The following is a 25968-nucleotide window of genomic DNA, read 5'->3' on the forward strand; positions in this document are numbered from 1 at the left end:
ATTATATCGTGTGTTGTAGTTGCTTTATAGCAGGTTGTAAAAATAAAGGCGGAATCTGAGCTCCACCTTTATTTTTATATCATTATTGTCTTGCTAAACGTAATGGTACGTTAGGTAGCCATTGAGGGTTAGAGCTACGGCAAGGGTTAATGTCTAGTCCGCCACGGCGTGTATAGGCGGCATAGACCATCAGCTGTTTAGGTTGTAAGGTTTGCCAAATTTCTGCAAAAATTTGTTCAACGCACTGCTCATGAAAGCCGTTATGTTCTCTAAATGAAATAATATAGGCCAATAATGATGCATGATCTATTTTTTTGCCTTCATAGCGAATAAACAGGGTGCCCCAATCAGGTTGACCTGTGACAGGACAATTACTGCGTAATAAGTTGCAGTGTAATTGTTCTTCCACAATATGGCTTTCATTTGTATCCAGACGAAGTAAAGATGCATCTGGGTGTTTGGAATGTTTAGATGGTGTTAAATGGTCAATACATTGGCCAGTGGGTTGGCTGACAGTTAAGCCATTCACATCAATCAGTTCTAGTACGATAGGTGCTTGAGCTGCTGTAGACAGGTCTTGCTGTACTGTTTCAATGAGTTGAGCCTGTGAGCTAAACATTGTGAAATTTAAACTATTAAAGTACAGCTTTAATGATTTTGATTCAATTAAGCATGCTGATGTTGCAGGAATACTCAAACGCCCAATGGCAACCTGTGGCACATTGTGTGTGTTTAACCAAGACAGTTCAAATACATGCCACCAATCCGTACCATGTTCGATATATGGAATATCTTGATAGTTTTGGCGTGTTGGTGCACGTGTAATTGGAAACAATATATTCGGTTGATATTGCGTTGGGTAATCGGTGTCTTTACCGAGTAATGATTTTTCAACACTCATTCACGTATTCCTGAACCTCTAGAGAGTAAGTAGTAAGCAATGGCATAAAATACGGCAGAGAATATAGTCATTGCAATTAGTGATATCATTACATTTACATCGCTGTGGCCTAAAATGCCAAAACGAAAAGCATTGACCATATAAACAATTGGATTGATGAGCGATAAGTTTTGCCAAAATGGGCTTAAGCTACTCATTGAGTAGAACACACCACCCAAATAAGTCAGTGGTGTTAAAATGAATGTCGGTACAATTGAAATATCATCAAATGATTTTGCATAGAATGCATTAATAAAACCTGCCAATGAAAACAATAGGCTAGTAATGATGACGGTATAAATGGTCACAAAAATATTATAAATGCCAAGATGGGTAAAAAATAAGCTGACAATGGTGACGATCAAGCCTACACATACACCACGGCATATGCCACCGATGACATAGCCCCACAGCACAAGATACATAGGTGTTGGGCTGGTAATCAGTTCTTCAATACTGTGTTGAAATTTAGCACTAAAAAAACTTGAGCAGACATTAGAATAGCTGTTAGTAATCACAGACATCATGATTAAGCCAGGTACAATAAATTGCATGTAGCTAAAGCCTGCCATTTCACCAATACGTGAGCCAACCAAGTTGCCAAAAATGACAAAGTACAAGCTCATGGTAATGGCTGGTGGGAGCAGTGTTTGTGGCCAAATCCGCATAAAGCGTCTGACTTCTTTATAGACGAGTGTCCACAGTGCAACACGGAGTTGTGAAAAGTTCATGATGTTGCCTCTTGTAGATTTTTTTCTACCATTTTGACAAAGATTTCTTCTAAGCGATTGGTTTTATTACGCATACTGCGTACTTTAATATTGAGAGTGGTAAAAAGCTGAAAAATTTCATTGAGTGAGTGTGCTTTGTTCATGGTCACTTCAAGGGTGAAAGGATCGATAAGATTAAACTCGATGCCAATAAGTTGGACTTGAATGGGCTCTATTTCTTGCTCTAAGTCAAAAATAAAAGATTCTTCATTGAGTTGCCCTAGAAAGTCTTTCATGCTGGTGTCTTCTTTAATCACACCGTGATCTATAATTGCAATACGGCGACACAGCATTTCAGCTTCTTCTAAATAGTGTGTAGTCAAAATAATGGCGGTGCCTCGCTCATTCATCTCTTGTAAGAAGCTCCACATAGAGCGTCTTATCTCAATGTCTACACCCGCAGTAGGTTCATCTAAAATGAGTAACTTTGGCTCATGCATCATGGCACGGGCAATCATTAAACGCCGTTTCATACCACCTGAAAGCATACGTGCTTGAACATTTCTTTTTGACCAGAGCCCAAGTTTTTCTAAATAGTGCTCAGCACGTTGTTCAGCCACTTTTTTAGGAATACCGTAATAGCCTGCTTGAGTGACTAAAATGTCAAAGGTTTTCTCAAAGTGACCAAAGTTGAACTCTTGCGGTACAACGCCGAGGCATTGTTTGGCATCTGAAGGGTGTGTTTCTAGGTTATGACCAAAAATATGAACTTGCCCTGAGGTTTTTTTAGTCAGCGAACTAATAATGCCAATGGTGGTCGATTTTCCTGCACCATTTGGGCCTAAAAGTGCATAAAATTCGCCTTCGGGTACAGTTAAGTTGATGTTTTTAAGTGCTTGGAACCCATTTTTATATGTTTTTGAGAGTTCTTGAAGTACCAAGGCAGAAGTCATAAATGTCTCACAGCTAAATCATAGGTGATGGTGTGGATATTATATAAAATAAACCAACAGTGTATAAAGTAAAGTCTTGCTGAGTTACCGTAAAAATCTTGTGAACTCATTAAAAAAATGAAGAGCATTGACATGGATTATGCCAAAGTATACTTAAATTATTGATTTTATTGTATGTGTTGGTACGCCCAGCGGGACTCGAACCCACTCCACAGGCTTCGGAAACCTGTACTCTATCCAGTTAAGCTATAGGCGCATGGCCGACATCATATCAAAAAAAACATTTAGGTAAAGCATTGATCTCATAAATTACGCCTAACGTACAGCATTTAATCGAATTGACAGGGGGGTTTAGATTTTTTAGCTGATCTAGATTTATGTTGCTATTGGTTAGTTTTGTTGATGATGCACTGGCTTTGCCATTTTGTTGCATTATTCTGGCACTTTTTTGACTAAATTAATGTGGCATTTTTACACTTGATTGGTTACGTGTTATTTGACTATTTTAGTCTGTCCTTATTTTTATTGTTGAATGACTGAGCGGGTAAAGCTACTTCGTTAGTTTGGATTGTGTATTGTTAGGTGTATTTTGATTCAATTTTCTTTCATTATTATTTCTTTGTTTAATAACCGCAGTTGCTCTTCTGTTTGTGATCGGGAGGGTGAAACTACCACGTGATTTGATCTATATTGTTTCGTTGTACGAATATTAAAAAGCCATGTATGTACATGGCTTTTTGTTTAAAATATGGCTTTTTCTAAAGCTTGTTTTAAATAAGGGTCTAACTCATTTTGTTTAAGTAACCATTGTACATAGTCTACGGGTAAATCTTGAATGAGTGTGCCTTTGTGTTTACCAAACGCTAATTTTTTAGGAATACGTGCTTCTTCAGAGGCTAAATAAAGCTCTTGCATATTTTGTACCCCTGTAAGTGCAATAATATGCATTAAAATATTGGCCGTTAAAATAATATCAGCATCTGCACGATGAGCACCTTTGAGTAGTTCTCTTGCTCTTAAACTGCCTTGGCTAATTTGGTAAATGAGGGCTGAAATATTGTGTGCTTCCGCGTCTGGCCATACTTGTCTTGCCAAGGCTAAAGTACAAATGGGTTTGAGTTTTGAGGTGTCTACACCACAACGGGCAATTGCTTGTATATCATAGTCAATATTATGCCCAATAATATATTCGACTGATGATGGCAAACTAAACGTTGTATAGTGGGGTTGATCTGCAATATCTGATTCTAAAATATGGTGTACGGCCATAGATGCAAAAGAGATTGGCTCACCAATACTATACAGTTGGTCAAAAATCTGTTCTTTAAAGAGGCTTAATTTACCGTGTTCTAAGCAAATAGGTGCGTATGCAATTTCGATAGGTAAACCATTTAGGGTATGGGTTTCTGTATCTAAAATAATACTTTGCATAGTGGTGTAAACATATTAAACGAAAAGATGACTTTAACATTTTGTAGGCTTAGTCACAATCAGGATGTTTTGACCTGTACAAGAACAAGCTATGTCTAAGGAGAGTGTGTTTTTATTGAATCTTGCATAAACTTCATACCAAAAATATTTCAACTTCATGTTACAATAACCACTAGTTTTAGCACGGCTTAAAAGCCCTAATAAATAGGACCTCTAAAATGTTTGCCAACATTTCTATCTCTGAGTTTGATCCAGAATTAGCAAAACAAATCACTGCTGAAGATGCACGTCAAGAAGCTCACATCGAGTTAATTGCATCTGAAAACTATTGTTCACCTGCCGTTATGGAAGCTCAAGGCAGTAAACTCACTAATAAATATGCAGAAGGCTATCCTGGTAAGCGTTACTACGGCGGTTGTGAAAATGTTGATGTGATCGAGCAGTTGGCGATTGACCGTGCAAAAGCATTATTTGGTGCAGACTATGCAAACGTACAGCCACATGCAGGCTCGCAAGCAAATGCGGCTGTTTATTTGGCTTTACTCAGTGCAGGTGACACAGTGCTTGGGATGAGTCTTGCACATGGTGGTCACTTAACACATGGTTCAAAAGTGAACTTTTCAGGTAAAACGTATAACGCCGTGCAATATGGTTTAAACCCTGAAACAGGCGAAATTGATTACGAAGAAGTAGAACGTTTAGCAGTAGAACATAAGCCACGTATGATTGTTGCAGGTTTTTCTGCATATAGCCGTGTGGTAGATTGGCAGCGTTTCCGTGATATTGCAGATAAAGTCGGTGCATACTTGTTTGTAGATATGGCACATGTGGCAGGTCTTGTGGCTGCGGGTGTGTATCCGAACCCAGTACAAATTGCAGATGTAACAACAACAACAACGCATAAAACATTGCGTGGCCCTCGTTCAGGTCTGATTTTAGCAAAAGCAAATGAAGAAGTCGAGAAGAAGCTACAGTCAGCAGTGTTCCCGGGTAACCAAGGTGGCCCGTTAATGCATGCGATCGCGGGTAAAGCCGTATGCTTTAAAGAAGCAATGACACCTGAGTTTAAAACCTACCAGCAGCAAGTGGTTAAAAATGCTCAAGCGATGGCGAAAGTACTAATTGAACGTGGTTATGAAATTGTTTCTGGTGGTACCGACAATCACTTGTTCCTATTGTCTTTGATTAAACAAGATGTAACAGGTAAAGAAGCAGATGCATGGTTAGGTGCTGCACATATTACAGTGAATAAAAACTCTGTACCAAATGACCCACGCTCACCATTTGTGACTTCAGGTATTCGTATTGGTACGCCAGCAGTGACTACACGTGGTTTTGGTGAAGCAGAAGTATCTGATTTAGCACACTGGATTGCTGATGTATTAGACAGCAAAGGTGACGAAGCTGTGATTGCGACTGTGAAAGACAAAGTTGCGACTGTATGTGCTAAATTCCCAGTATATGCATAATTTTATGCAATGATGGTTTTTTAAATCATTGTTGTGTTATTCAACCGAGTTAATAAAATTAGCTCGGTTTTTTACTTTAGTGGTCTATGTTTTATAAATATGACACAAAAAATGACGAGGGTTATTTTGATAATTCTAGGATTTTTTTGCAATCATGGTTAGACTATGCCGCATTGTATTTCACCTACTGACATAATTACGTGTTATTTGGGTATTTTTATTTGAGAATAGTGAAAAAATGAAACAGTCATTACGGTTACGTTTAGAGCAATTGGCAGATCGCCACGAAGAACTGACAGCACTGCTTGCAGATGTGGAAGTCATTTCAGATAACAAGCGTTTTCGCAAATTGTCACGTGAACATAATGATTTAACTGAGCTCACTGAGTTTTGGCAAAAATATTGCCAAGCTGAAAGCGACATTTCTACTGCTGAAGACATGTTGACTGACCCAGATTTTAAAGAAATGGCTCTTGATGAAATTCGTGAAAATCAAAACTTGCTCAAAACACTTGAAGAGCAACTCAATATTTTGATGATTCCAAAAGATCCAAATGATGCCAATTCGGCCTACCTTGAAGTACGAGCAGGTACTGGTGGTGACGAGGCTGCAATTTTTTCTGGCGATCTATTTCGCATGTACAGTAAATTTGCGGAAACACAAGGCTGGCGTATTGAAATCTTGTCGGAAAATGAAGGTGAACACGGTGGCTATAAAGAAATTATTTGCCGTATTAATGGTGAAGGGGTGTATGGCCGCTTAAAATTTGAAAGTGGTGCACACCGTGTACAACGTGTTCCTGCAACAGAATCACAAGGGCGTGTACATACATCTGCCTGTACAGTGGCGATTTTACCTGAAGTTGATATAGACACTACGGTAGAGATTAACCCATCTGATTTACGTATAGATACCTATAGAGCATCGGGTGCAGGTGGTCAGCATATTAACAAAACTGACTCTGCGGTACGTATTACTCATATCCCATCTGGTGTGGTGGTTGAGTGTCAAGAAGAACGTTCACAACATAAAAATAAAGCCAAAGCTTTGGCATTGCTTGCATCGCGTTTAGAAAATGCAAAACGCCAAGAGCAAGAAAATGCGACTTCAGAAATGCGCCGTGACTTGGTTGGATCCGGTGATCGTTCAGAACGTATTCGTACTTATAATTATCCGCAAGGTCGTATGACAGATCACCGTATTAACCTGACATTGTATAAATTAGATGCGATTGTTGAAGGTGACTTAACTGAATTGCTCGATAGCTTACATCGTGAATATCAGGCCGATCAGTTGGCCATGATTGCACAACAAAATGGTGGCTAATGTCATGCAAGTGGTTGATGCACTAAACTTACGTGGTGAAGTAGACAGCTATGAACGCCAAGAAGCAATCTGGTTGTTGGCACATCTTTTAGAAATAGATGGCTTGTCATTAAAATTGCGTCTGTCTCAACCCTTAACCGACGAGCAACGCACAGCATATTTAGATGGTCTTGCTCGTTTAGAAAAGAATGAACCTTTGGCGTATATTTTGGGGTCACAGCCATTTTGGACGCTTGACTTAAAAGTGACACCAGATACATTAGTCCCTCGACCAGATACCGAAGTTTTGGTGGAACAGGTATTGGCATTAGATTTACCGAGACAGGCCTCTGTACTTGATTTGGGCACGGGCACGGGGGCAATTGCATTGGCACTGGCCAGTGAAAAGCCAAATTGGGCTGTTTGGGCAACAGATATTTATGCACCGACTTTAGAGGTTGCGCGTGATAATGCACAAAAGCATCATTTGCCACAGGTGCAGTTTTTCAAAAGCCATTGGTATGACAACCTACCTCAAAGTCATTTTGATTTAATTGTATCTAATCCACCCTATATTGCACCGAATGACTTGCATCTGGAGGACTTGCAAAGTGAGCCTTTAAGAGCACTTGCGAGTGCGGACAATGGTCTAGCAGATATTGTGGAAATTATACAAGGGGCAACTGAACGGCTCAAAGCTCAGGGATGGCTAGCCATAGAGCATGGATTTGACCAAAAACAAGCCGTACAAGCATTATTTAATGAAGCAAAATTTAGTCAGATTCAAACAATAAAAGATTATTCAGGCAATGACAGAGTGACATTTGCCCAGTACAAGGTTGGCGTAAATATATAATTTAATTATATTTAAGTGTCTGATATTATTTGACTATATATTGATTTCTTAATCTATTGTGGCGTATTACTCAGTTAAGGACTTATGCTATAATTGCGGGGCAATACATTTGCCGCTGAAGGGGCACAAGGCATTTCGTCATAAAAAAGCTGTATCAAACAACTTTTTCATTGTGTACTTCGCTGTATATGAATTCAGTTATGTGATGATTTCACTCGTTTGCATTGACTATGCCGTAATGGTGGTGAGGCTGTGCTTATGGGTGATACAAATATACACTCTTATCTTTTGTTCTAATACATATGCATGCTATTAGGCAATGGAAAATGAAATTTAACAGGTGCTATTTATGGCGACTCCTCAACCCTCTTCTGGTCTACTAGAACGTCTTTTTAAACTCAATGAAAACAATACTTCTGTAAAAACAGAAGCAGTTGCGGGTTTCACAACGTTTTTAACCATGTGCTACATTATTATTGTTAACCCTCTTATTCTTTCTGCAACAGGTATGGACCATGGTGCAGTGTTTGTTGCAACATGTATTGCAGCAGCAACGGGTTGTTTGGTTATGGGTTTATTGGCGAACTATCCAATCGCCTTAGCACCTGGTATGGGGCTAAATGCTTACTTTGCTTATTCTGTCTGTTTAGGCATGCACATTCCATGGCAAACTGCTTTGGCCGCTGTATTTATGTCAGGTGTGATTTTTATTGTCATTAGTCTTGTACGTGTGCGTGAAATTATTATTAATGCCATTCCATTATCTCTTAAATTTGCGATTGGTGGTGGTATTGGGTTATTTTTAGCATTAGTTGCACTAAAAAATGCTGGCATTATTGTGGCAAACCCTGCAACAATGGTAGGGTTAGGGAATATTAAAGACCCTAAAGCACTATTAGCAATTTTAGGCTTATTTATTACGGTTGCTTTGCATTACTATCGTGTACGTGGTGCAATTATTATTAGTATTTTAATTATTACAATTATTGCAACCTTTATGGGTTTGAATGAGTTTAAAGGAATTGTTGGTGCACCACCTTCAATTGAACCAACGCTTTTACAAATGGACTTTTCTAGCCTATTTAGTGCAACTTTAATTGGTGTTGTATTTGTATTTTTCTTGGTTGACTTATTTGACTCTACAGGTACTTTAGTTGGTGTTGCACACCGTGCAGGTATTATTAAAGATGATGGCAAGATTCCACGTCTAAAAAAAGTATTACTTGCTGACTCTGTCGCAATTGTTGCAGGTGCAGCCGCAGGTACATCATCGACCACACCATATATTGAATCTGCATCTGGTGTTGCTGCTGGTGGTCGTACAGGTTTAACAGCAGTTGTCGTTGCAATATTATTTTTAATCTGTTTATTCTTCTTCCCATTGGCACAGTCTGTACCAGGTTTCGCAACAGCTCCTGCATTATTGTTTGTTGCAGTACTGATGATCCAAGGCATTACCAAAATTGAATGGGATGACATTACAGAAGCAGTCCCGGCATTTTTAACCATTGTATTTATGCCATTTGCTTACTCGATTGCTGATGGTATTGCATTCGGTTTTATTAGCTATGCGGTGGTGAAACTCATTACAGGCAAGGCAAGTAGTGTGCATTGGATGGCATGGGTCATTGCAGGTTTATGGATCTTGAAATTTGCAATTTACGGTGGCTAAACTCGCATTTAGTTGATTGTTTTGGGGTGTAATTATTTACACCCTTTTTTATGATGAGGTATCAAATGAACCCACTCGACCTAATTCAAAAACTTCCTAAAACTGAACTGCATGTGCATATTGAAGGAACGTTTGAGCCAGAACTCATGTTCGAAATTGCACAACGTAATGCAGTAGATATTCCGTTTAAAAGTGTAGATGAAGTTAAGCAGGCATATAATTTTCATAATTTACAATCTTTTTTAGATATTTATTATGCAGGTGCAAATGCACTGATTTACGAACAAGATTTTTATGACCTCACATGGGCTTACTTTGAAAAATGTAAAGTAGATTATGTGGTACATACCGAAATTTTCTTTGATCCACAAACGCATACCGCACGAGGCATTGCTTTTGAAACAGTTCTAAATGGTATATTACGTGCTTGCCAAGATGCTGAGCAAAAGTTACAGATTTCATCACAACTGATTTTATGTTTCTTACGCCATTTAAGTGAAGAAGATGCATTCAAAACACTTGAGCAAGCGTTGCCATTTAAACAGCACATTGCAGGTATTGGTTTAGACTCAAGTGAAATGGGGCACCCACCATCAAAATTTGAACGTGTTTTTGCCAAAGCACGTGAAGAAGGCTTTTTAATTGTTGCCCATGCTGGTGAAGAAGGCCCTGCATCTTATGTATGGGAAGCTTTAGATTTATTAAAAGTAAATCGTATTGACCACGGTGTACGCTCAGAAGAAGATGAGGCTTTGCTAGAGCGTTTGATTAAAGAACGTATGCCATTAACTGTGTGCCCTTTAAGTAATTTAAAACTGTGTGTTGTCGATGACATGAAGCAACATAACATTAAACGCTTACTTGAAAAGGGTGTATGTGTGACAGTGAATTCTGATGATCCAGCATATTTTGGCGGATATATGAATGATAACTTTATTGCAATTACCAAAGCTTTAGACCTGACTACTGAGGATTTAAAAGCACTTGCAATCAACTCTTTTGAGGCATCATTTTTACCAGAAGCACAGAAGAAATATTGGATTGATTTAATTCATTCACAAAGTGTATAAATCTTAAATATAATTGAAAATGACTAGGCATTTTTTATTTATGCCTAGTCATTAAATGATATACGGTCTTATTTAGAAATCATGCTTTTGAGTACATTGTCTTTATCAATAAAATGATGTTTTAGTGCTGCTAAAATATGCCCTACAATGAGTAAACCAGCAAACCAAGATAAATAAATATGAATTGGCTTGATAATTGCCATGAGGTGCTTATTGGGTTCGATTAAAGTAGGTAGGTTAAATAGATAAAGCACAGGTGCAGGGTACCCTGCTGACCAGCTAAATAAACAGCCCGTGATGGGTAACATAACTAAAATAAGATAAAGCACCCAATGTATGACATGTGCAATGGACTTCATAGGTTTAGACATGCTTTGTGGCAGTGATGGTGTGGGGTGAGTGTATCGCCAAAATATTCGAATGACGATAAGAAATAAAATAGGCGTTGCTATATTTTTATGTGCAGTAATCATGGTTGTTTTAAAGCTACCATCTGTGGCATAACTTAGAAAGTTACCACTATAAAAACCAATAAACCATGCTGTAATAAAAATGAAGGCCATAAGCCAATGTAGAAGTTGTGCCGTACGTGTGTAATATTGCGGTCTGGCTGACATTTCAAACGCTCTTAATTATAGGATAAGCACTATAACCATATAAATAGAGTAGGTAGATCACAATATATAAATTTGCAACGCTGTGTACTGAAATGGGCAACGATAGATTTTGGTTAAAATACAGGCCAAATATGTGAGTATCTATGTTTTATTTTTATGAAATACGTCAAAATAGCACTCTTAAATACTAGGAGATCTGCATAATGATGAAAAAAATACTACCACTGATTCCTCTTGTTTTTGCTTTGTCTGCTTGTGCCGTAGATGGGACAGCAACTCCAGGACAAACCAATACAACACAAAATACAGCACAACAAATAGGGATGACAGCCTTAAAAATTGCAATTAATGCGAAATGTACGACTGAGCTAAACAATACTGCGGCTTGGAAGGTAGCCAGTCAAGTCATGACAAGTCAACAACAGCAAAATGCACAAAGTCAGGTCTGTGGTTGTGTGAGTGATAAGGCGATGGATAGTGTGACAGTGGTTGATCTTGCAACAGTGGCATTTGACCCTGCAGCACGTACCAGTATTGCAACAAAAGCCATTAATAACACTGTGCATGCATGTATTGCGGAAAGTTTAAAGAAATGATGATTGCAGGTGTAGATGAAGCGGGTAGAGGGCCTTTAATTGGTTCGGTTGTGGCAGCAGCAGTCATTTTAGATCCAGAAAGACCTATTCAAGGTCTAAATGATTCGAAAAAACTCAGTGAAAAAAAACGTGAGCAACTCTTTGTAGAAATACAAGAAAAAGCATTGGCATGGTCTATTGCAGAAGCAACTCATGAGGAAATAGATGAGCTGAATATTTTACAAGCCACTTTTTTGGCCATGCGTCGAGCGGTAGAGTCTTTGTCTATGGTGCCAAATAAAGTATTGGTTGATGGCAACCAACAAATTAAAGGTTTGGCATTGGATTGTGAGGCAGTGATTGGTGGTGATGCATTACATGCAGAAATTAGTGCGGCCAGTATTTTAGCAAAAGTGTATAGAGATCATCAGATGGTGGCTTTAGATAAAAGTTATCCCATGTATGGATTTGCAAAGCATAAAGGTTATCCAACCAAAGCACATCTTTTAGCCATAGAGCAATATGGTATTTTAGCAGAGCATAGGTTGAGTTATGGGCCGATAAAAAAACGTGTTCAAGCCATTTAATTTATTTTGAGAGATAAACCCAAGGGGAGAGCTTTCTTGGGTATTCACCATAATTGGAGTAGATCAGGTTTTATTTCTCTTGATTTAATTCATCATAAAAAGAAGGTTGATAAGCCTGATCAATTTGTTGTAGATGCTCGTGCATAGCACGCTCATGTTGAATGCGTTGATAAATCTCTTCACGATGAACAGAGACTTCTTTGGGTGCATTTACCCCAATACGTACTTGGTTTCCTTTCACACCAAGCACAGTAACACTGACTTGATCCCCAATCATTAACGTTTCTCCGACACGTCTGGTCAGAATCAGCATGTTTATCTCCTTGCCTAGTACTAAACCTGCAGTTTTTTTTACCTATAAAGCATATGCAAAAATTTAACCACAACTTTGAAAAAAAGAGTTGAATAAAAAAGGCCTACATGAATGTACGCACTCTTATTTTCAAAAATATTAAACTTAATATAACAGAGCCACTTTATATAAAATAGAGTGGCCCTGAAAAAAATATGAATAATCCGATGCTTGGTGTCAGATTATTAAATTACTGGCTAAGCACGAGCACTACTTTCGCCATGTTCACGATCTAAACCAAATGCAGTATGTAAGCAACGCACTGCAAGTTCTAGATAGTTTTCTTCAATGAGTACAGAGACTTTAATTTCAGAGGTTGAAATCATCAAAATATTAATCGCTTCTTCCGCAAGCGCTGTAAACATTTTGCTTGCAACACCTGCATGTGAACGCATACCGACACCAACGATAGATACTTTGACAATATCTTCACGGCCAGCAACTTCACGTGCTTTAATGTTTTGAGCGATTTCATCTAAAATGCTTTTTGCTTTGGCATAATCGCTACGATTTACAGTAAAGGTGAAATCTGTTGTCCCATCTTCTTCAATATTTTGCACAATCATATCGACTTCAATGTTGGCTGCGCTAATTGGCGATAAGATTTTTGAAGCGATACCAGGTTCGTCAGGAACACCTAAAATTGTTAATTTTGCTTCATCACGGTTAAATGCAATACCTGAAATGATTGGCTGTTCCATATTGTCCTCTGCCTCAGTAGTAATAAGTGTACCCACATTTTGTTTAAAGTCTTCATCAAAAGCACCGTCATTGTCATTATCAAAGCTAGATAATACACGTAATGGTACTTGGTATTTTCCTGCAAATTCAACAGAGCGAATTTGTAGTACTTTAGAGCCAAGCGATGCCATTTCTAGCATTTCTTCAAATGAGATACGGTCAACCTTTTTCGCTTTTGGCACAACACGTGGATCGGTAGTGTATACACCGTCTACATCGGTATAAATTTGGCATTCATCTGCTTTTAGTGCAGCAGCGAGTGCAACACCTGTTGTGTCTGAGCCACCACGTCCTAAAGTTGTGGTGTTACCCAATGCATCAACGCCTTGAAAGCCTGCCACCACAATGACTTTACCTTGCTCAAGGTCTTGGGTCATGAGGTGAGTGTCAATCGACTCAATACGTGCTTTGGTATGTGCACTGTCGGTTTTAATGGCGACTTGACGTCCTGTGTAAGATTTTGCATCTACACCAATAGAGTTGAGTGCCATTGCCAACATGGAAATCGTCACTTGCTCACCTGTAGAAACCATTTGATCAAGCTCGCGTGGTTCTGGTGTTGTGGTAATGGCTTTAGCGAGTGCAAGTAAGCGGTTTGTTTCACCACTCATTGCAGATACAACGATCACAACTTTGTGACCGTGATCGTGCCAACGCTTTACACGGCGAGCAACATTTAAAATGCGCTCGGGTGTACCCATTGAAGTTCCACCGTATTTTTGAACGATTAATGCCATAGTTATTCCATATAAGCCATGACCCTAAGAGGCATTTAGGGTCTGTCAGTTACACAAAAGTGAAGTTTTAACGACTTTCAAGCCATGCAGGCAATGCTGCAACCACTTGGTCAAACTTCTCGTTGAGCGGTGCGCCACCTTGTGCGAGGTCTGGCTTGCCACCACCTTTACCACCAAGCTCTGTTGCAAGATGCTTGATAATGTCACCTGCTTTAAGTGAAGCAGTATATTGTTTTGCGACAGAAGCCAATAAGCTGACTTTGTCACCATCAACAGCAATTAAAACAATAACCGCATTATCTAACTTTGATTTTACACTGTCATGTAAATGACGGAGTGATTTTGCATCTGTATTTGCTACAGCTGCGACTAAAGTTGGACGCGCTTGAATGGTTTTAACGTCTTTGATCAACTCTGCAGCATGTAAATGCGCCAGTTTTTGATTGAGTTGGTCTAGTTGCTTCTGTAAAGCATTGGTATGCTCAATTTGGCTATGTACTTTTTCAACGGTTTGGTCTTTTTGTGCTTTAAGTAGAGTATTTACTTGATGAATAGTCGTATCTGCTTTTTGTACAGTATTTAAAGCCTGTAGACCTGTCACAGCTTCTATACGACGTACACCTGCAGCAACACCCCCTTCAGAGGTGATTTTGAATAAACCAATTTCACCTGTGTAGTTCACATGAATACCACCACAGAGTTCTACAGAGAATGCTTTGTCATCTTTAACCGTACCCATTGTAAGTACACGGACAGTTTCGCCATACTTTTCACCAAATAGCATCATTGCGCCTTTGGTTTTGGCAGTTTCAATGTCAAGTACTTCAGTCACGACAGCAGTATTGGCCATAATTTCTTGGTTGACACGGCGTTCAATGTCTTGCAGTTGTGCAAGGTCAATCGCTTGTTCGTGTGAAAAGTCAAAGCGAAGCACATCTGATGCCACTAAAGAACCTTTTTGCGCAACGTGTGTCCCTAAGATTTCACGGAGGGCTGCATGCAATAAGTGGGTTGCAGAGTGGTGTTTTGAAATGGCTTGGCGGAGTTCAGGCTGTACCGTTGCATCTACTTTTTGTGTGGTAGTTAAACGTCCTACCGTTACTACACCTTGGTGTACGAAAGCATTGCCTGATTTTTGTGTATCAATAATTTCAAAAATACCAGTATCATTTTTGAATGTGCCTGTGTCGCCCACTTGACCACCACTTTCTGCATAAAATGGCGTGTGATCAAGTACAATCAGGGCTTCATCACCTTCATTGACTTCATTTACAGATTGACCATCTTTATAAATGGCAATGATTTGCCCCTGACCTTGTGTCGTTGTGTAGCCATCAAATTGGGTTGGGGTATCTACTTTTACAATGCTGTTGTAGTCAACTTTGAATTTACCTGCATCACGAGCACGTTGACGCTGTGCAGCCATTTCAACTTCAAAGCCTGCTTCATCAATGGTGAGTTCACGTTCACGGGCAATATCTGCAGTTAAATCTGCAGGGAAGCCATATGTATCGTAAAGTTTAAATACAACTTCACCTGGAATCACATTGCCTTTAAGTTGTGCAAGTTCTGTTTCAAGGACTTTTAAGCCTTGCTCGAGCGTTTTTGCAAATTGTTCTTCTTCTTTAACCAGCGCCGCTTCTATACGCTCACGGTTTTCAATCAATTGAGGGTAGGCTTCGCCCATCACATCAATGAGTGGTTGTAGCATTTTGTAGAAGAACGTGCCTGTTGCACCGAGTTTGTGACCATGACGAATGGCACGGCGGATAATACGGCGTAGTACATAGCCACGACCTTCATTACTTGGGTTTACACCATCTGCAATCAGGAAACAGCATGAGCGTGCATGGTCTGCAAGCACCCGTAAAGATGGTTGGCCTTGGTCTTCAACACCCACAATGTTTGACGCTGCTTGTAACAGGTGTTGGAACAGGTCAATCTCGTAGTTTGAATTAACGTGCTGAAGTACTGCAGAAATACGTTCTAAGCCCATACCTGTGTCTACAGATGGGGCAGGAAGTGGCTCAAGTGTGCCGTCAGCAGTACGGTTAAACTGCATAAACACGTTGTTCCAAATTTCAATAAAACGGTCGCCGTCTTCTTCTGCCGTACCAGGTAGTCCACCCCAAATGTGGTCGCCGTGGTCATAAAAAATTTCAGAACATGGTCCGCACGGGCCGGTATCACCCATGGTCCAGAAGTTATCTGAAGCGTATTGGCCACCTTTGTTGTCGCCAATGCGAATAATACGGTCGGCTGATAGTCCAACATCTTTGTGCCAAATATCAAAAGCTTCGTCGTCGGTATGGTAGATGGTGACGTACAGTTTGTCTTTGGGTAGTTGCAGTGTTGTGGTTAAGAATTCCCATGCAAATTCAATGGTTTGTTTTTTGAAGTAATCACCAAATGAGAAGTTACCCAACATTTCAAAAAATGTGTGATGGCGAGCAGTATAGCCAACGTTGTCTAAGTCATTGTGTTTACCGCCTGCACGTACACATTTTTGTGACGACGTTGCACGAACATAGCCACGGTCTTCTAGACCCAAAAGGCTGTCTTTGAACTGGTTCATGCCCGCATTGGTAAACAATAAAGTTGGGTCATTGCTCGGAACGAGAGAGCTCGAAGCGACACGTGTATGACCTTTAGTTTCAAAGAAATGTAAGAAGGCTTCGCGAATTTCAGCGGATGTCATAAAGCGTGTACTCACAATCAAGTCACTCCAATTTGGTTTTATCGTGTGGTTGTAATCTTGGGCGAGAGATTGGCTTCGATTACAACATAACTGTTAAATTTTAAAGGCTAAAAGTATAACTAAAAATATGTGTATCACCAATGCTTTTGCAGATAAAGCCGTACAAATGTACCAATAAGAGGCATAGATGTATTCATACTCAAAAACTTTAAGTAAGATAAGCCCCGTTTTTGAAGAAAATGCTAAAAAAAGGATAAATCATGCAGCGTATTGCACTTAATGGTTTTGGTCGTATTGGCCGTAATGTGGTTCGTGCATGGTTTGAGCGAGAAAAGCCGTATGATTTTGTGATTACTGCAGTGAATGATGTGGCTGATCTTGAAACATTGGCACATTTGTTCAAATATGATTCAACACATGGCACATTTAAGGGCACAGTACAGGTAGTACATGAAGATGAAGGTGCATACCTAGACGTTGCTTATTTAAGCCGACATTTAAAAATACAGTTTTTTCAACAAGCTGACCCTGCAACATTGCCTTGGCAACAACTTTATATCGATGTTGCATTAGAATGTACGGGCTTATTTCGCTCTTATGCAGATGCCTCAAAACATTTACAGGCAGGCGCAAAAAGAGTCATTATTGGTGCGGCACCCTTTGATTATGTCGATGCAGCCATTGTGTATGGTGTAAATCATCATGATATTAAAGCCAGTGATCGGGTGATTTCAGGTGTGTCGTGTACCACCCAAGCATTAGTGCCTTTGGTAAAAGTGTTAGATGATGTTTTTGGTGTAGAAAGTGCTCTAATGACTGAAGTGCATGCTGTGACCACAGATCAGGCGGTACTTGACCATGCACACCGTGATTTAAGGCGAGCTCGTGCGTGTGGGCACAATATTATTCCGACCACATCAAGTGCATTGGGTGCTTTAAAACGAGTCATGCCAAAAATGGAACACCGTATACATGGCTATTCTATACGAGTCCCGACCTTAAATGTGGCAGCCATTGATTTAACGTTTGTTGCACAATCAGATATAGATGTTGAACGTTTAAACCAAGCGTTTGAGCAGGCAGCAACACATGACTATAAGGACATTATGGCGTGTACATCAGATTATTTGGTGTCGAGTGATTTTAATCATTTGCCACAATCGTTGATTGTTGATTTAACCCAAACCATGGTGGTGGGTCGTCAAGCCAAAGTATATGCATGGTATGACAACGAATGGGGTTATGCCAACCGCTTGCTTGATTTAAGCCAAGTATTAGCAAGCGTGGCATTGCCTTAGCATAATGTGTGTTTAAGCCCCGACCAGCACCATACGTAAAATGGCGGTCGATGCGATGCTGATGACCACAGTGGGCAGTAAAGCAAACCGCATTGCGACCGCTGCTGTAATGATAATGGCAATAAAATCAGCCAAATGTTGTGTTGCAAAATAGGGTGCAATGACTGAAATCAGTACGCAACCGGGGGTGATTTGTAGCAATTTCTTTTGGCGTATGGATAACTCACGGTTTTTGAGTAGTAAATAACCGACCACACGGGTGGCATAGGTGGTCATGGCAACGCAAAGTATTGCAATAAAAGTGGGTAAGTAAATCATGCGTTGCTCCCTTTTATTTTTTGATGGTAATAAATGCAGTTGCAATACCACAGATGGTACCTACAGGTACATGCCAACCTGAAGGTAAGTAAAGATAAGCAACGATTGCTGTTCCTAAACTCACTAACCATGGTAAAGAGGCTTTAACTGACGGTAACATACTGCGTAAAAGCACTAAAAAAATAGCGGGAAATGCCATGTCGAAGCCCCACTTGCTGATGTCGCCGAGTGTTGAACCAATCGCACCACCGAGTGTGGTAAATAAAACCCACATTAAATATAAGGCAAAACTAATTCCTGCATAAAAAGGTAAGCTAAATGCATCTTTAGGTGGTAGGTAGTTTCTTTTTTGTGCATCTGCAACACTCAGTGCCCATACTTCATCACACATAAAAAATAAAGCAGACAATGCTTTTTTATTCGGTAAGTGTTTTAAATAGGGCACAAGGTTTGCCCCCATTAATAAGTGTCTACTATTAATGAGTAAAGTGACGAACATTAAAAGTAAAACCTGTGGTGGATTTGTCCACACTTCTAAAATGGCAAACTCAGAGCCACCTGCAAAGTTTAATCCAGTTAGTAAAGGAATTTCTAATAAGCTAAAGCCTTTATGTGATGCTTGCGTACCAAGAACCAATGCACAGGGAATAAGGCCGATTAAAACAGGAATAGATACTTTTAAACCTCGTTTAAACTCAATGGCTTCGGTGGTTTCTTGTGGCTGTTGCCGAGTATTTCTAAGCGTAAGCATATTCATCAGAAGGTGTTATTTTTAAGTGCATGTATTTTATGCGTTGTGATGGGCTATTAAACGCTAAAATTAGCTTATTTTTGCTTGATATTGGTATAAAAAACCAATAATAATATAAAAAGTGAATAATAGTGCTAAAGGTTGTGTTGGTGGATCAAATAGATCGCAGAATTTTACGTGAGTTACAACTGCAAGGGCGTTTAGCCAATAATGAGTTGGCACAAAAAGTAGGGCTATCTGCCTCGCCATGTTTACGCCGTGTGAAGCAACTTGAAGACCAAGGCGTGATTCAAAGCTATGTGGCGTTACTTGACCCCATTAAAGTGAATTTAGGCTTGACGGTATTTGCGCGTATTTGGCTTAAAGAGCAAAGCGCACATACAGTGAATCAATTTGTAGATGCCGTCAAAAATTTACCTGAAGTCTTAGAATGTCAGCTGATGTCTGGCGATTGTGACTTTTTTATGCGAATTGTGACGGCGGATTTAGAGGCGTATCGTAAATTTCAAATTCAGCATTTAAATAAGATTGCAGCCATTCAAAATATTAAAACGGAAATTCCATTGCAAAATATCAAGCAAAGTACAGCCTTACCGCTTTAATGTATAAAAGCAGTACGCTATTTGTCTGATTTGCAAAAATCACAGGTGCATGGCTAAAGCGATCATGCTACACTTCATTAAGTCGGGTACGCCCCGATTTTTTTATGTGGATCATTTTTCTACGTTGATCAGATTTTAGGTTCGAAACATGCCGATTTCAGAGACATGGCTGTTACCTGATGGGGTAACAGATGTACTACCAGAACAAGCACAAGTCATTGAGTCGCTACGCCGACAATCACTCGATTTCCTCGCACAACGGGGCTATCATTTGGTCTATACGCCATTTATCGAGTATATAGAATCGTTGTCTTCATTGTCTGAGGCTAACCAAGATTTAGACTTGGTGAGCTTTAAAGTGATTGACCAAATGTCAGGCCGTTTATTGGGTATTCGTGCAGACATGACACCGCAAGTGGCACGTATAGATGCTCACGTACACCCTGTTGAAGGGATTGCACGTTACTGCTACTCAGGTACAGTTTTACACACTAAACCACAAAACTCGAGCCCATCTCGCACACCATTACAATTAGGTGCTGAGTTGTACGGTCACCATAGCATTGCTGCAGATGTCGAAATGATTGATGTGATGCTTGGTTTATTGCATAACACATTTAAATTACAACATACGCATTTAGATTTAGGCCATGTTGGATTATTCAAAAGCTTAGTGAAATATGCACAGCTTGACCAAGATAATGAACGTCTTTTACATGATTTGTATCAGCGTAAAGCATTACCAGAATTAGAAGAAGCAACTAAAACGCTACCATGTGGGCAAGACTTTTACGTGCTTGGGCGTTACTCTGGTGATTTAACTGCACTAGAAGCACATTTAAGCCAAGGCGTGTTGGCAGATGTTGCCTTTAGTGAAGCATTACAGGTGCTTAAAACCACCGTGTTTGAAATTCAGCAACGTTGGCCAAATTTGTCTATTGGTTTAGATGTGGTTGAGCTGCGTAGTTACCACTATCATACAGGTTTAATGTACGCCATATATGTACCTAACCGTGCAGAGCCATTGGCACAAGGTGGCCGTTACGATGGAATTGGCCAACACTTTGGCCGTGCCCGTCCTGCAACAGGATTTAGTTGTGACTTATATGCATTGTGTGCACGCCAGTTTGAAAAAATTGAAACAGTGGTTGCACCAGCAGGTCTAAACACAGATTTAATAGATGCAATTGCACAAGCACGCCAAAGTGGCCATGCTGTGGTGCAATTGTTAGGTAGTGATGATTTAAGCTCTGTTCCTTGTGCAACACACGTGTTGGTGTTGCAAGAAGGTCAATGGGTGATTAGAAAAATTGAATCGGTTTAGTTGGCTAAACTTGATTTGTAATGTTAACAGCATGATGTAATGAGGCAAAATATGGGCAAGAATGTTGTGGTACTGGGTACCCAATGGGGCGACGAAGGTAAAGGTAAAATTGTCGACCTGCTCACGGATCAGGCGGCTGCCGTTGTACGCTATCAAGGCGGTCACAATGCAGGTCATACATTAGTCGTAGGGGGTAAGAAAACTGTATTACACCTCATTCCATCGGGTATTTTACGTGAAAACGTACTTTGCCTTATTGGTAATGGTGTGGTGCTTTCACCTGCAGCACTCATTGAAGAAATGGCAATCTTGGAAAAAGAAGGCGTACCAGTAAAAGACCGTTTACGTATTTCTCCAAACTGTCCTTTAATTTTGCCAAACCATATTGCACTTGATCAAGCACGTGAGCTGAAACGTGGTGATGCAAAAATTGGTACGACAGGCCGTGGTATTGGCCCTGCATACGAAGACAAAGTGGCACGCCGTTCGGTACGTGTTGCAGATGTGATTCGTGGCGGTGAACCACTTGAGCAATTGCTAAAAGAAATGTTGGATTTACATAACTTCCAATTGACACAGTACTACGGTGTAGACGCTGTGAAGTTTGAAGATGTACTTGCACTGTGCAATACTTGGAAAACTGTGCTTGAGCCACTGGTGATTGATGTGACTGAAACACTGCACCAGTACCGCAAAGCGGGCAAGCCAATTATGTTTGAAGGTGCACAAGGGTCATTATTAGATATTGACCACGGTACATACCCATATGTGACCAGCTCAAATACAACTGCAGGTGGCGTGAGCTCAGGTTCAGGCATGGGCCCATTACATTTAGACTATGTTTTAGGTATTACTAAAGCGTATACCACACGTGTGGGTAGTGGTCCATTCCCGACAGAACTTGTGTACGATGCCGCTGCTGACCAAGGTGATGAAATTGGGAAACACTTAGGTGTGGTTGGTCATGAATTTGGTGCGTCTACAGGCCGTCAACGCCGTTGTGGTTGGTTTGATGCTGAAATTTTACGCCGTTCAGTTGACGTAAATTCACTCACAGGTATTTGCTTGACTAAGCTTGACGTATTAGATGGCTTAAAAGAAATTAAAATCTGTGTGGGTTATGAATCAGTTGAAGGCGAGTGTATTGGTTCTTCTGATGCCATTGCATTTGCTCAGCTTAAACCAATTTATGAAACATTGCCTGGTTGGGAAGGTTCTACTGTTGGCTTAACGCAAGTTGATCAGTTACCTGCAAATGCATTGGCTTATGTGAAACGTATTGAAGAATTAGTGGGTTGTCCAATTGATATTATTTCTACAGGTCCAGACCGTGCAGAAACAATTATCTTACGCCACCCATTTGAAATTGCGTAAATATAAAGACTGTATGTAAAAAAGCCGCAACTGATGTTGCGGCTTTTTTGTTAGCTCATGGTGTTTTTGTCCCAATAGGCATAACGTACTTGAGGCATATGATTAAGAACATCTAATATGTTAAACATATCTTGTTGTTCAATTGATGTAGAAATAAGCGTTGTTTCAATTTCAACATCTTGTTCACCAAAAGGCTCGATTTCAATGTCTTTAGCTGGATAATGATACTGTTTAAGAATAATATTGATCTGTTCAATGACCTCTTTACTTTGTAGCCGATCACAAACGACATAAATCACATTCAACAATTCTGTTTCAATATCGAGGGGGCGACGATCCATAAAGTGAACAATTGGTCGAAGTAGCGTATTCGCGGCTAAAATAAATAGGGTGACAATAATTGCTTCAACAATTAAATCAGAGCCTGCCGCCGCACCAATGGCAGCAGAGCACCAGAGTGTTGCAGCAGTATTTAGACCTTGAATATTGCCACCTTCACGCATGATGACACCAGCACCTAAGAAGCCAATACCTGAAACCACATAAGATATTACTCTTACCGCACCAGAGCCATCGTCCAATAGCATGGCCGTATCAACAAAAGCGGCTGCACCAAGACAAACCAGTACATTGGTACGCAAGCCTGCAGTACGTTGGCGGTATTGTCTTTCAAAGCCAATTAACCCACCCAGTATAAAAGCTGTCGTTAAACTAATGACTGTGCTGATGAGGTTTTCAGTGTGAAAATAGCTTGTCATCTGCATTACTGCCACCCATAGCGTTTAACATATATTTTTTTAAGAAGTTGCGTCAGTATCATATATGCCAATAAAATTATTGGTAAATAGATGAAGTAGGTTAAAGGTAAAGATTGTAATGAGAAGTAGCTCGCAAGTGGCCCCATTGGTAAGAAAATACCAATCATGATAATGACAGCGGTCATGACCAGAAGAGGAAGAGCCGCACAACTTTGAATGAAAGGTATTTTCTTTGTACGAATCATATGAACAATGAGGGTTTGAGTGAGTAAGCCTTCAATAAACCAACCTGACTGGAATAGCGTTTGGTGTTCAGGCGTATTTGCTTGGAAAATAAACCACATAAGCAAGAAGGTTGTAATATCAAAAATAGAACTAATTGGTCCAAAGAAGATCATGAAACGACCAATACCACTAGCATCCCAACGTTGTGGTTCTTTGAGGGACTCTTCATCCACATTGTCGAATGGCACAGCAATTTGTGATACATCGTATAGTAAGTTTTGTATTAATAGGTGAATTGGTAACATTGGTAAGAATGGGATAAATGCACTTGCAATCAGAACAGAGAAGACGTTACCAAAGTTAGAGCTTGCTGTAATTTTTATATATTTCAAAATATTAGCAAATGTACGACGGCCTTCAATCACGCCTTGCTCTAAGACCATTAAACTCTTTTCAAGTAAAATCAGGTCAGCAGATTCTTTGGCAATATCTACAGCAGTATCTACTGAAATACCAATATCTGCTGTGCGTAATGCAGCCGCATCATTAATACCATCGCCTAAGAAACCCACCACATGATCGTTTTCTTTAAGTTGCGTGACGATCCGCTCTTTATGCATGGGGTTTAGCTTGGCAAAGATTTGGTATTTTTCAACGGCTTCTTTAAATTCAGTCGCTGACATACGATCTATGTCTTCGCCCAACACAATATGTTCACTGGGTAAGCCAATTTCATGGCAGACTTTTTGCGTAACAAATTCATTGTCACCCGTGAGAACTTTTACGGTAACGCCATGTTCATGAAGTGCTTGTATTGCTTTTACAGAACTATCTTTGGGTGGATCTAAGAAAGTAAGGAAACCTGATAAGATAAGATTTTGTTCATCTTTAACACCATAGGTTTTATCTTGTTCTATATCGCTGTCACGATAACCAATAGCAATCACACGAAGGCCATCTTTATTATGGTTTTGGCTGTTGCTAAGAATTGTTTTTGCAAGTTCCGGTGTTAACGGTACAATTTCATGGTTGATCTCAACATGACTACAGATGTTGAGCATTTCTTCGACCGCACCTTTAGTAATAATACGTGCTTGTTTTCTTGGTGTTTTTACAACGACAGACATCCGACGTCTGTTAAAGTCAAAAGGAATTTCATCCAATTTATTGTAGCTGAGTTTCTCCATTTTAATATCTGAGTTTGCATGTTCTAAAATCGCAAGATCAAGGAGGTTTTTAAGGCCTGTTTGGTGGTAACTATTAATATATCCTAAAAGAAGAACTGGCTCAGAGACTTTCCCCATCACATCCGTATGTTTTGAAAGAATAATTTTATCTTGTGTTAATGTCCCTGTTTTATCTGTACATAGTACATCCATAGCACCAAAATTTTGAATCGCGTCTAATCGTTTTACAATGACTTTTTTACGAGATAAGAACACAGCCCCTTTTGCAAGTGTTGATGTCACAATCATGGGTAGCATTTCTGGTGTTAAGCCAACCGCCACGGCAAGTGCGAAAAGGCAGGCATCTGTCCAGTTGCCTGTTGTATAGCCATTGAGAACAAGAACAATCGGTGACATGATGAGCGTAAAGCGAATGAGTAACCAACTTACACTGTTTACACCTTTTTGAAATGAGGTAGTCACTTGATCATTGTCTGTGACACGTTTTGCTAAAGCACCGAAATAAGTCTGTTTCCCTGTGGTAATGACAATAGCAGTCGCTGTACCAGAAATAACACTCGTACCCATAAAAGCGATATTATCAAGTGCCATTGTATTATTGTTGTTCTCAGATTGGTGTGTTGCAAATTTTTCCACAGGCATAGACTCACCAGTCATGGCCGCTTGTGAAACAAATAAATCTTTTGTCTCAATTAGTCTACAGTCGGCTGGAATCAGATCACCTGCTGATAGCTTGATGATATCACCAGGCACGATATATTTTGTTGGAATATCAAATAAGTCTTTGCTCTGCTGAGAGGCATTAATAGCTTCTGCTTTGGTGAATTTTGAATGGGTATTTCTTCTTAGAACAGAAGCATCATTACTTACCATTGATTTAAGGGTGTCAGCCGCTTTATTTGATTTAGCTTCTTGCCAAAATCTTAAGATGGTAGAGATAATCACCATAGACGAAATAACAATCGTACCTTTCATATCATCTGTGAATGCACAAATAATCGCTAAAATAGTTAATAAAATATTAAATGGATTTTTGTAGCAATACCAAAGATGTTGCCACCATGCTAATGGTTTCTCAGATTGGAGTTCATTTAAGCCATATTGTTTTTGGCGTAGTTCTGCTTCTTTTTCATCAAGACCATCAAGATGAGCCTCTTTTTCACGGACAATATCTGCTACAGATATTTTTGAAGCATGCTTTAAATTTTTTGTGAACTGTTCACTCACTTGCTGTGCATAGCTAGATTGTTGTAACTCATCAAAAGAAGCTGATTTTGAGAAATAGCGTGTTAGGTGATACTTTTTTAAGAATTTTGAAAATAGTTGTTCCCATAGATTACGCATCGTTTGGGTCTCCTAAATTTAGGCAATAGTGAGCCATTTTGGTTAGTTAAGAAAAAACCAAAGTGAGTGTGAA

At 39.7% G+C, this 25968-nt stretch carries 23 protein-coding genes and 1 tRNA gene; 11 read left to right on the plus strand and 13 right to left on the minus strand.

The window, feature by feature from the left end; all coding sequences use genetic code 11:
* Positions 1–82: 82 nt before the first annotated feature.
* The 5 genes from queF to I2F31_RS04170 form a co-directional block, all read right to left on the minus strand.
* Entirely contained in the window at positions 83–901 is an 819-nt protein-coding gene (gene queF, locus I2F31_RS04150; protein ID WP_195768272.1) for an NADPH-dependent 7-cyano-7-deazaguanine reductase QueF, read from the minus strand.
* On the minus strand, positions 898–1671 hold the full coding sequence (locus tag I2F31_RS04155; RefSeq protein WP_195768273.1) for an ABC transporter permease: 774 nt from the start codon (positions 1669–1671) through the stop codon (positions 898–900). Before I2F31_RS04155 ends, queF begins: the two co-directional genes overlap by 4 nt.
* Positions 1668–2603: an ABC transporter ATP-binding protein gene (locus I2F31_RS04160; RefSeq protein WP_195768274.1), complete on the minus strand. Its 936-nt coding sequence runs from the start codon at positions 2601–2603 to the stop codon at positions 1668–1670. Before I2F31_RS04160 ends, I2F31_RS04155 begins: the two co-directional genes overlap by 4 nt.
* Positions 2604–2783: 180 nt before the next feature.
* Positions 2784–2859: transfer RNA gene (locus I2F31_RS04165), tRNA-Arg, on the minus strand.
* 485 nt (positions 2860–3344) lie between these two features.
* Positions 3345–4034: a putative quorum-sensing-regulated virulence factor gene (locus I2F31_RS04170; protein ID WP_195768275.1), complete on the minus strand. Its 690-nt coding sequence runs from the start codon at positions 4032–4034 to the stop codon at positions 3345–3347.
* Positions 4035–4252: 218 nt separating this feature from the next.
* Between I2F31_RS04170 and glyA the strand changes: the two genes are divergently transcribed.
* The 5 genes from glyA (at position 4253) to I2F31_RS04195 (ending at position 10407) form a co-directional block, all read left to right on the plus strand.
* Positions 4253–5503: a serine hydroxymethyltransferase gene (glyA, locus tag I2F31_RS04175; protein ID WP_195768276.1), complete on the plus strand. Its 1251-nt coding sequence runs from the start codon at positions 4253–4255 to the stop codon at positions 5501–5503.
* A gap of 238 nt (positions 5504–5741) precedes the next feature.
* Positions 5742–6830 carry a peptide chain release factor 1 gene (prfA, locus tag I2F31_RS04180; protein WP_195768277.1) on the plus strand — a complete coding sequence of 363 codons (1089 nt, stop codon included), beginning with the start codon at positions 5742–5744 and terminating at the stop codon, positions 6828–6830.
* Between the two features lie 4 nt (positions 6831–6834).
* Positions 6835–7665 carry a peptide chain release factor N(5)-glutamine methyltransferase gene (gene prmC, locus I2F31_RS04185; RefSeq protein WP_195773496.1) on the plus strand — a complete coding sequence of 277 codons (831 nt, stop codon included), beginning with the start codon at positions 6835–6837 and terminating at the stop codon, positions 7663–7665.
* A gap of 349 nt (positions 7666–8014) precedes the next feature.
* Positions 8015–9337 carry an NCS2 family permease gene (locus I2F31_RS04190; RefSeq protein WP_195768279.1) on the plus strand — a complete coding sequence of 441 codons (1323 nt, stop codon included), beginning with the start codon at positions 8015–8017 and terminating at the stop codon, positions 9335–9337.
* 65 nt (positions 9338–9402) lie between these two features.
* The gene (locus tag I2F31_RS04195) at positions 9403–10407 is read left to right on the plus strand and encodes an adenosine deaminase (RefSeq protein WP_195768280.1); all 1005 of its coding nucleotides are present in this window, start codon (positions 9403–9405) and stop codon (positions 10405–10407) included.
* 68 nt (positions 10408–10475) lie between these two features.
* Here I2F31_RS04195 and I2F31_RS04200 read toward each other — a convergent pair whose 3' ends face one another.
* Entirely contained in the window at positions 10476–11024 is a 549-nt protein-coding gene (locus I2F31_RS04200; protein ID WP_195773497.1) for a cytochrome b, read from the minus strand.
* Positions 11025–11230: 206 nt separating this feature from the next.
* On the opposite strand from I2F31_RS04200, the gene I2F31_RS04205 reads away from it, so the two are divergent.
* Both I2F31_RS04205 and rnhB read left to right on the plus strand, forming a co-directional pair.
* Entirely contained in the window at positions 11231–11620 is a 390-nt protein-coding gene (locus I2F31_RS04205) for a hypothetical protein (RefSeq protein WP_195773558.1), read from the plus strand.
* Complete coding sequence (gene rnhB / locus I2F31_RS04210; protein WP_195768540.1) at positions 11617–12186, plus strand: ribonuclease HII; 570 nt, start codon at positions 11617–11619, stop codon at positions 12184–12186. Before I2F31_RS04205 ends, rnhB begins: the two co-directional genes overlap by 4 nt.
* Positions 12187–12256: 70 nt before the next feature.
* Here rnhB and csrA read toward each other — a convergent pair whose 3' ends face one another.
* The 3 genes from csrA to alaS all read right to left on the minus strand — a co-directional run bounded on the left by csrA (position 12257) and on the right by alaS (position 16729).
* On the minus strand, positions 12257–12499 hold the full coding sequence (csrA, locus tag I2F31_RS04215) for a carbon storage regulator CsrA (RefSeq protein WP_195768282.1): 243 nt from the start codon (positions 12497–12499) through the stop codon (positions 12257–12259).
* Positions 12500–12735: 236 nt separating this feature from the next.
* Positions 12736–14016, minus strand: coding sequence for an aspartate kinase (locus I2F31_RS04220; RefSeq protein ID WP_195768283.1), 1281 nt, complete (start codon positions 14014–14016; stop codon positions 12736–12738).
* Positions 14017–14083: 67 nt separating this feature from the next.
* Positions 14084–16729, minus strand: coding sequence for an alanine--tRNA ligase (gene alaS, locus I2F31_RS04225; RefSeq protein WP_195768284.1), 2646 nt, complete (start codon positions 16727–16729; stop codon positions 14084–14086).
* A 245-nt stretch (positions 16730–16974) separates the two neighbouring features.
* Here alaS and I2F31_RS04230 point away from each other — a divergent pair, with 245 nt between their 5' ends.
* Positions 16975–18012 carry a type I glyceraldehyde-3-phosphate dehydrogenase gene (locus I2F31_RS04230; protein ID WP_195773498.1) on the plus strand — a complete coding sequence of 346 codons (1038 nt, stop codon included), beginning with the start codon at positions 16975–16977 and terminating at the stop codon, positions 18010–18012.
* Positions 18013–18024: 12 nt separating this feature from the next.
* On the opposite strand, the gene I2F31_RS04235 is transcribed toward I2F31_RS04230, so the two are convergent.
* Together I2F31_RS04235 and I2F31_RS04240 are read right to left on the minus strand one after the other, a co-directional pair.
* Entirely contained in the window at positions 18025–18330 is a 306-nt protein-coding gene (locus tag I2F31_RS04235) for an AzlD family protein (protein ID WP_195773499.1), read from the minus strand.
* 13 nt (positions 18331–18343) lie between these two features.
* Positions 18344–19081 carry an AzlC family ABC transporter permease gene (locus I2F31_RS04240; RefSeq protein ID WP_195773559.1) on the minus strand — a complete coding sequence of 246 codons (738 nt, stop codon included), beginning with the start codon at positions 19079–19081 and terminating at the stop codon, positions 18344–18346.
* Positions 19082–19230: 149 nt separating this feature from the next.
* Here I2F31_RS04240 and I2F31_RS04245 point away from each other — a divergent pair, with 149 nt between their 5' ends.
* From I2F31_RS04245 to I2F31_RS04255, 3 genes are all read left to right on the plus strand, one after another.
* On the plus strand, positions 19231–19683 hold the full coding sequence (locus I2F31_RS04245) for an Lrp/AsnC family transcriptional regulator (protein WP_195768287.1): 453 nt from the start codon (positions 19231–19233) through the stop codon (positions 19681–19683).
* A gap of 148 nt (positions 19684–19831) precedes the next feature.
* Complete coding sequence (locus tag I2F31_RS04250) at positions 19832–21007, plus strand: ATP phosphoribosyltransferase regulatory subunit (protein WP_195773500.1); 1176 nt, start codon at positions 19832–19834, stop codon at positions 21005–21007.
* A 51-nt stretch (positions 21008–21058) separates the two neighbouring features.
* Complete coding sequence (locus I2F31_RS04255; RefSeq protein ID WP_195768289.1) at positions 21059–22381, plus strand: adenylosuccinate synthase; 1323 nt, start codon at positions 21059–21061, stop codon at positions 22379–22381.
* A 50-nt stretch (positions 22382–22431) separates the two neighbouring features.
* Here the strand turns inward: I2F31_RS04255 and I2F31_RS04260 are convergent, their stop codons facing one another.
* Positions 22432–23145, minus strand: a complete 714-nt coding sequence (locus I2F31_RS04260) for an MgtC/SapB family protein (RefSeq protein WP_195768290.1) — start codon at positions 23143–23145, stop codon at positions 22432–22434.
* Positions 23145–25895 carry a magnesium-translocating P-type ATPase gene (mgtA, locus tag I2F31_RS04265; RefSeq protein WP_195773501.1) on the minus strand — a complete coding sequence of 917 codons (2751 nt, stop codon included), beginning with the start codon at positions 25893–25895 and terminating at the stop codon, positions 23145–23147. Before mgtA ends, I2F31_RS04260 begins: the two co-directional genes overlap by 1 nt.
* Positions 25896–25968 lie beyond the last annotated feature (73 nt).

This window comes from Acinetobacter rathckeae, assembly GCF_015627125.1.
Classification (GTDB): Bacteria; Pseudomonadota; Gammaproteobacteria; order Pseudomonadales; family Moraxellaceae; genus Acinetobacter; species Acinetobacter rathckeae.

Excerpts from the sequence above, each read along its gene's own strand:
- I2F31_RS04170 (WP_195768275.1), bottom strand. The coding sequence starts at position 4,034 with ATGCAAAGTATTATTTTAGATACAGAAACCCATACCCTAAATGGTTTA.
- I2F31_RS04155 (WP_195768273.1), bottom strand. The coding sequence starts at position 1,671 with ATGAACTTTTCACAACTCCGTGTTGCACTGTGGACACTCGTCTATAAA.
- I2F31_RS04230 (WP_195773498.1), top strand. The coding sequence starts at position 16,975 with ATGCAGCGTATTGCACTTAATGGTTTTGGTCGTATTGGCCGTAATGTG.
- prfA (WP_195768277.1), top strand. The coding sequence starts at position 5,742 with ATGAAACAGTCATTACGGTTACGTTTAGAGCAATTGGCAGATCGCCAC.
- I2F31_RS04205 (WP_195773558.1), top strand. The coding sequence starts at position 11,231 with ATGAAAAAAATACTACCACTGATTCCTCTTGTTTTTGCTTTGTCTGCT.
- I2F31_RS04255 (WP_195768289.1), top strand. The coding sequence starts at position 21,059 with ATGGGCAAGAATGTTGTGGTACTGGGTACCCAATGGGGCGACGAAGGT.
- glyA (WP_195768276.1), top strand. The coding sequence starts at position 4,253 with ATGTTTGCCAACATTTCTATCTCTGAGTTTGATCCAGAATTAGCAAAA.
- queF (WP_195768272.1), bottom strand. The coding sequence starts at position 901 with ATGAGTGTTGAAAAATCATTACTCGGTAAAGACACCGATTACCCAACG.
- I2F31_RS04260 (WP_195768290.1), bottom strand. The coding sequence starts at position 23,145 with ATGCAGATGACAAGCTATTTTCACACTGAAAACCTCATCAGCACAGTC.
- I2F31_RS04235 (WP_195773499.1), bottom strand. The coding sequence starts at position 18,330 with ATGATTTACTTACCCACTTTTATTGCAATACTTTGCGTTGCCATGACC.
- I2F31_RS04190 (WP_195768279.1), top strand. The coding sequence starts at position 8,015 with ATGGCGACTCCTCAACCCTCTTCTGGTCTACTAGAACGTCTTTTTAAA.
- rnhB (WP_195768540.1), top strand. The coding sequence starts at position 11,617 with ATGATGATTGCAGGTGTAGATGAAGCGGGTAGAGGGCCTTTAATTGGT.
- I2F31_RS04240 (WP_195773559.1), bottom strand. The coding sequence starts at position 19,081 with ATGCTTACGCTTAGAAATACTCGGCAACAGCCACAAGAAACCACCGAA.
- I2F31_RS04160 (WP_195768274.1), bottom strand. The coding sequence starts at position 2,603 with ATGACTTCTGCCTTGGTACTTCAAGAACTCTCAAAAACATATAAAAAT.
- I2F31_RS04195 (WP_195768280.1), top strand. The coding sequence starts at position 9,403 with ATGAACCCACTCGACCTAATTCAAAAACTTCCTAAAACTGAACTGCAT.
- prmC (WP_195773496.1), top strand. The coding sequence starts at position 6,835 with ATGCAAGTGGTTGATGCACTAAACTTACGTGGTGAAGTAGACAGCTAT.
- csrA (WP_195768282.1), bottom strand. The coding sequence starts at position 12,499 with ATGCTGATTCTGACCAGACGTGTCGGAGAAACGTTAATGATTGGGGAT.
- I2F31_RS04250 (WP_195773500.1), top strand. The coding sequence starts at position 19,832 with ATGCCGATTTCAGAGACATGGCTGTTACCTGATGGGGTAACAGATGTA.
- I2F31_RS04200 (WP_195773497.1), bottom strand. The coding sequence starts at position 11,024 with ATGTCAGCCAGACCGCAATATTACACACGTACGGCACAACTTCTACAT.
- mgtA (WP_195773501.1), bottom strand. The coding sequence starts at position 25,895 with ATGCGTAATCTATGGGAACAACTATTTTCAAAATTCTTAAAAAAGTAT.
- I2F31_RS04220 (WP_195768283.1), bottom strand. The coding sequence starts at position 14,016 with ATGGCATTAATCGTTCAAAAATACGGTGGAACTTCAATGGGTACACCC.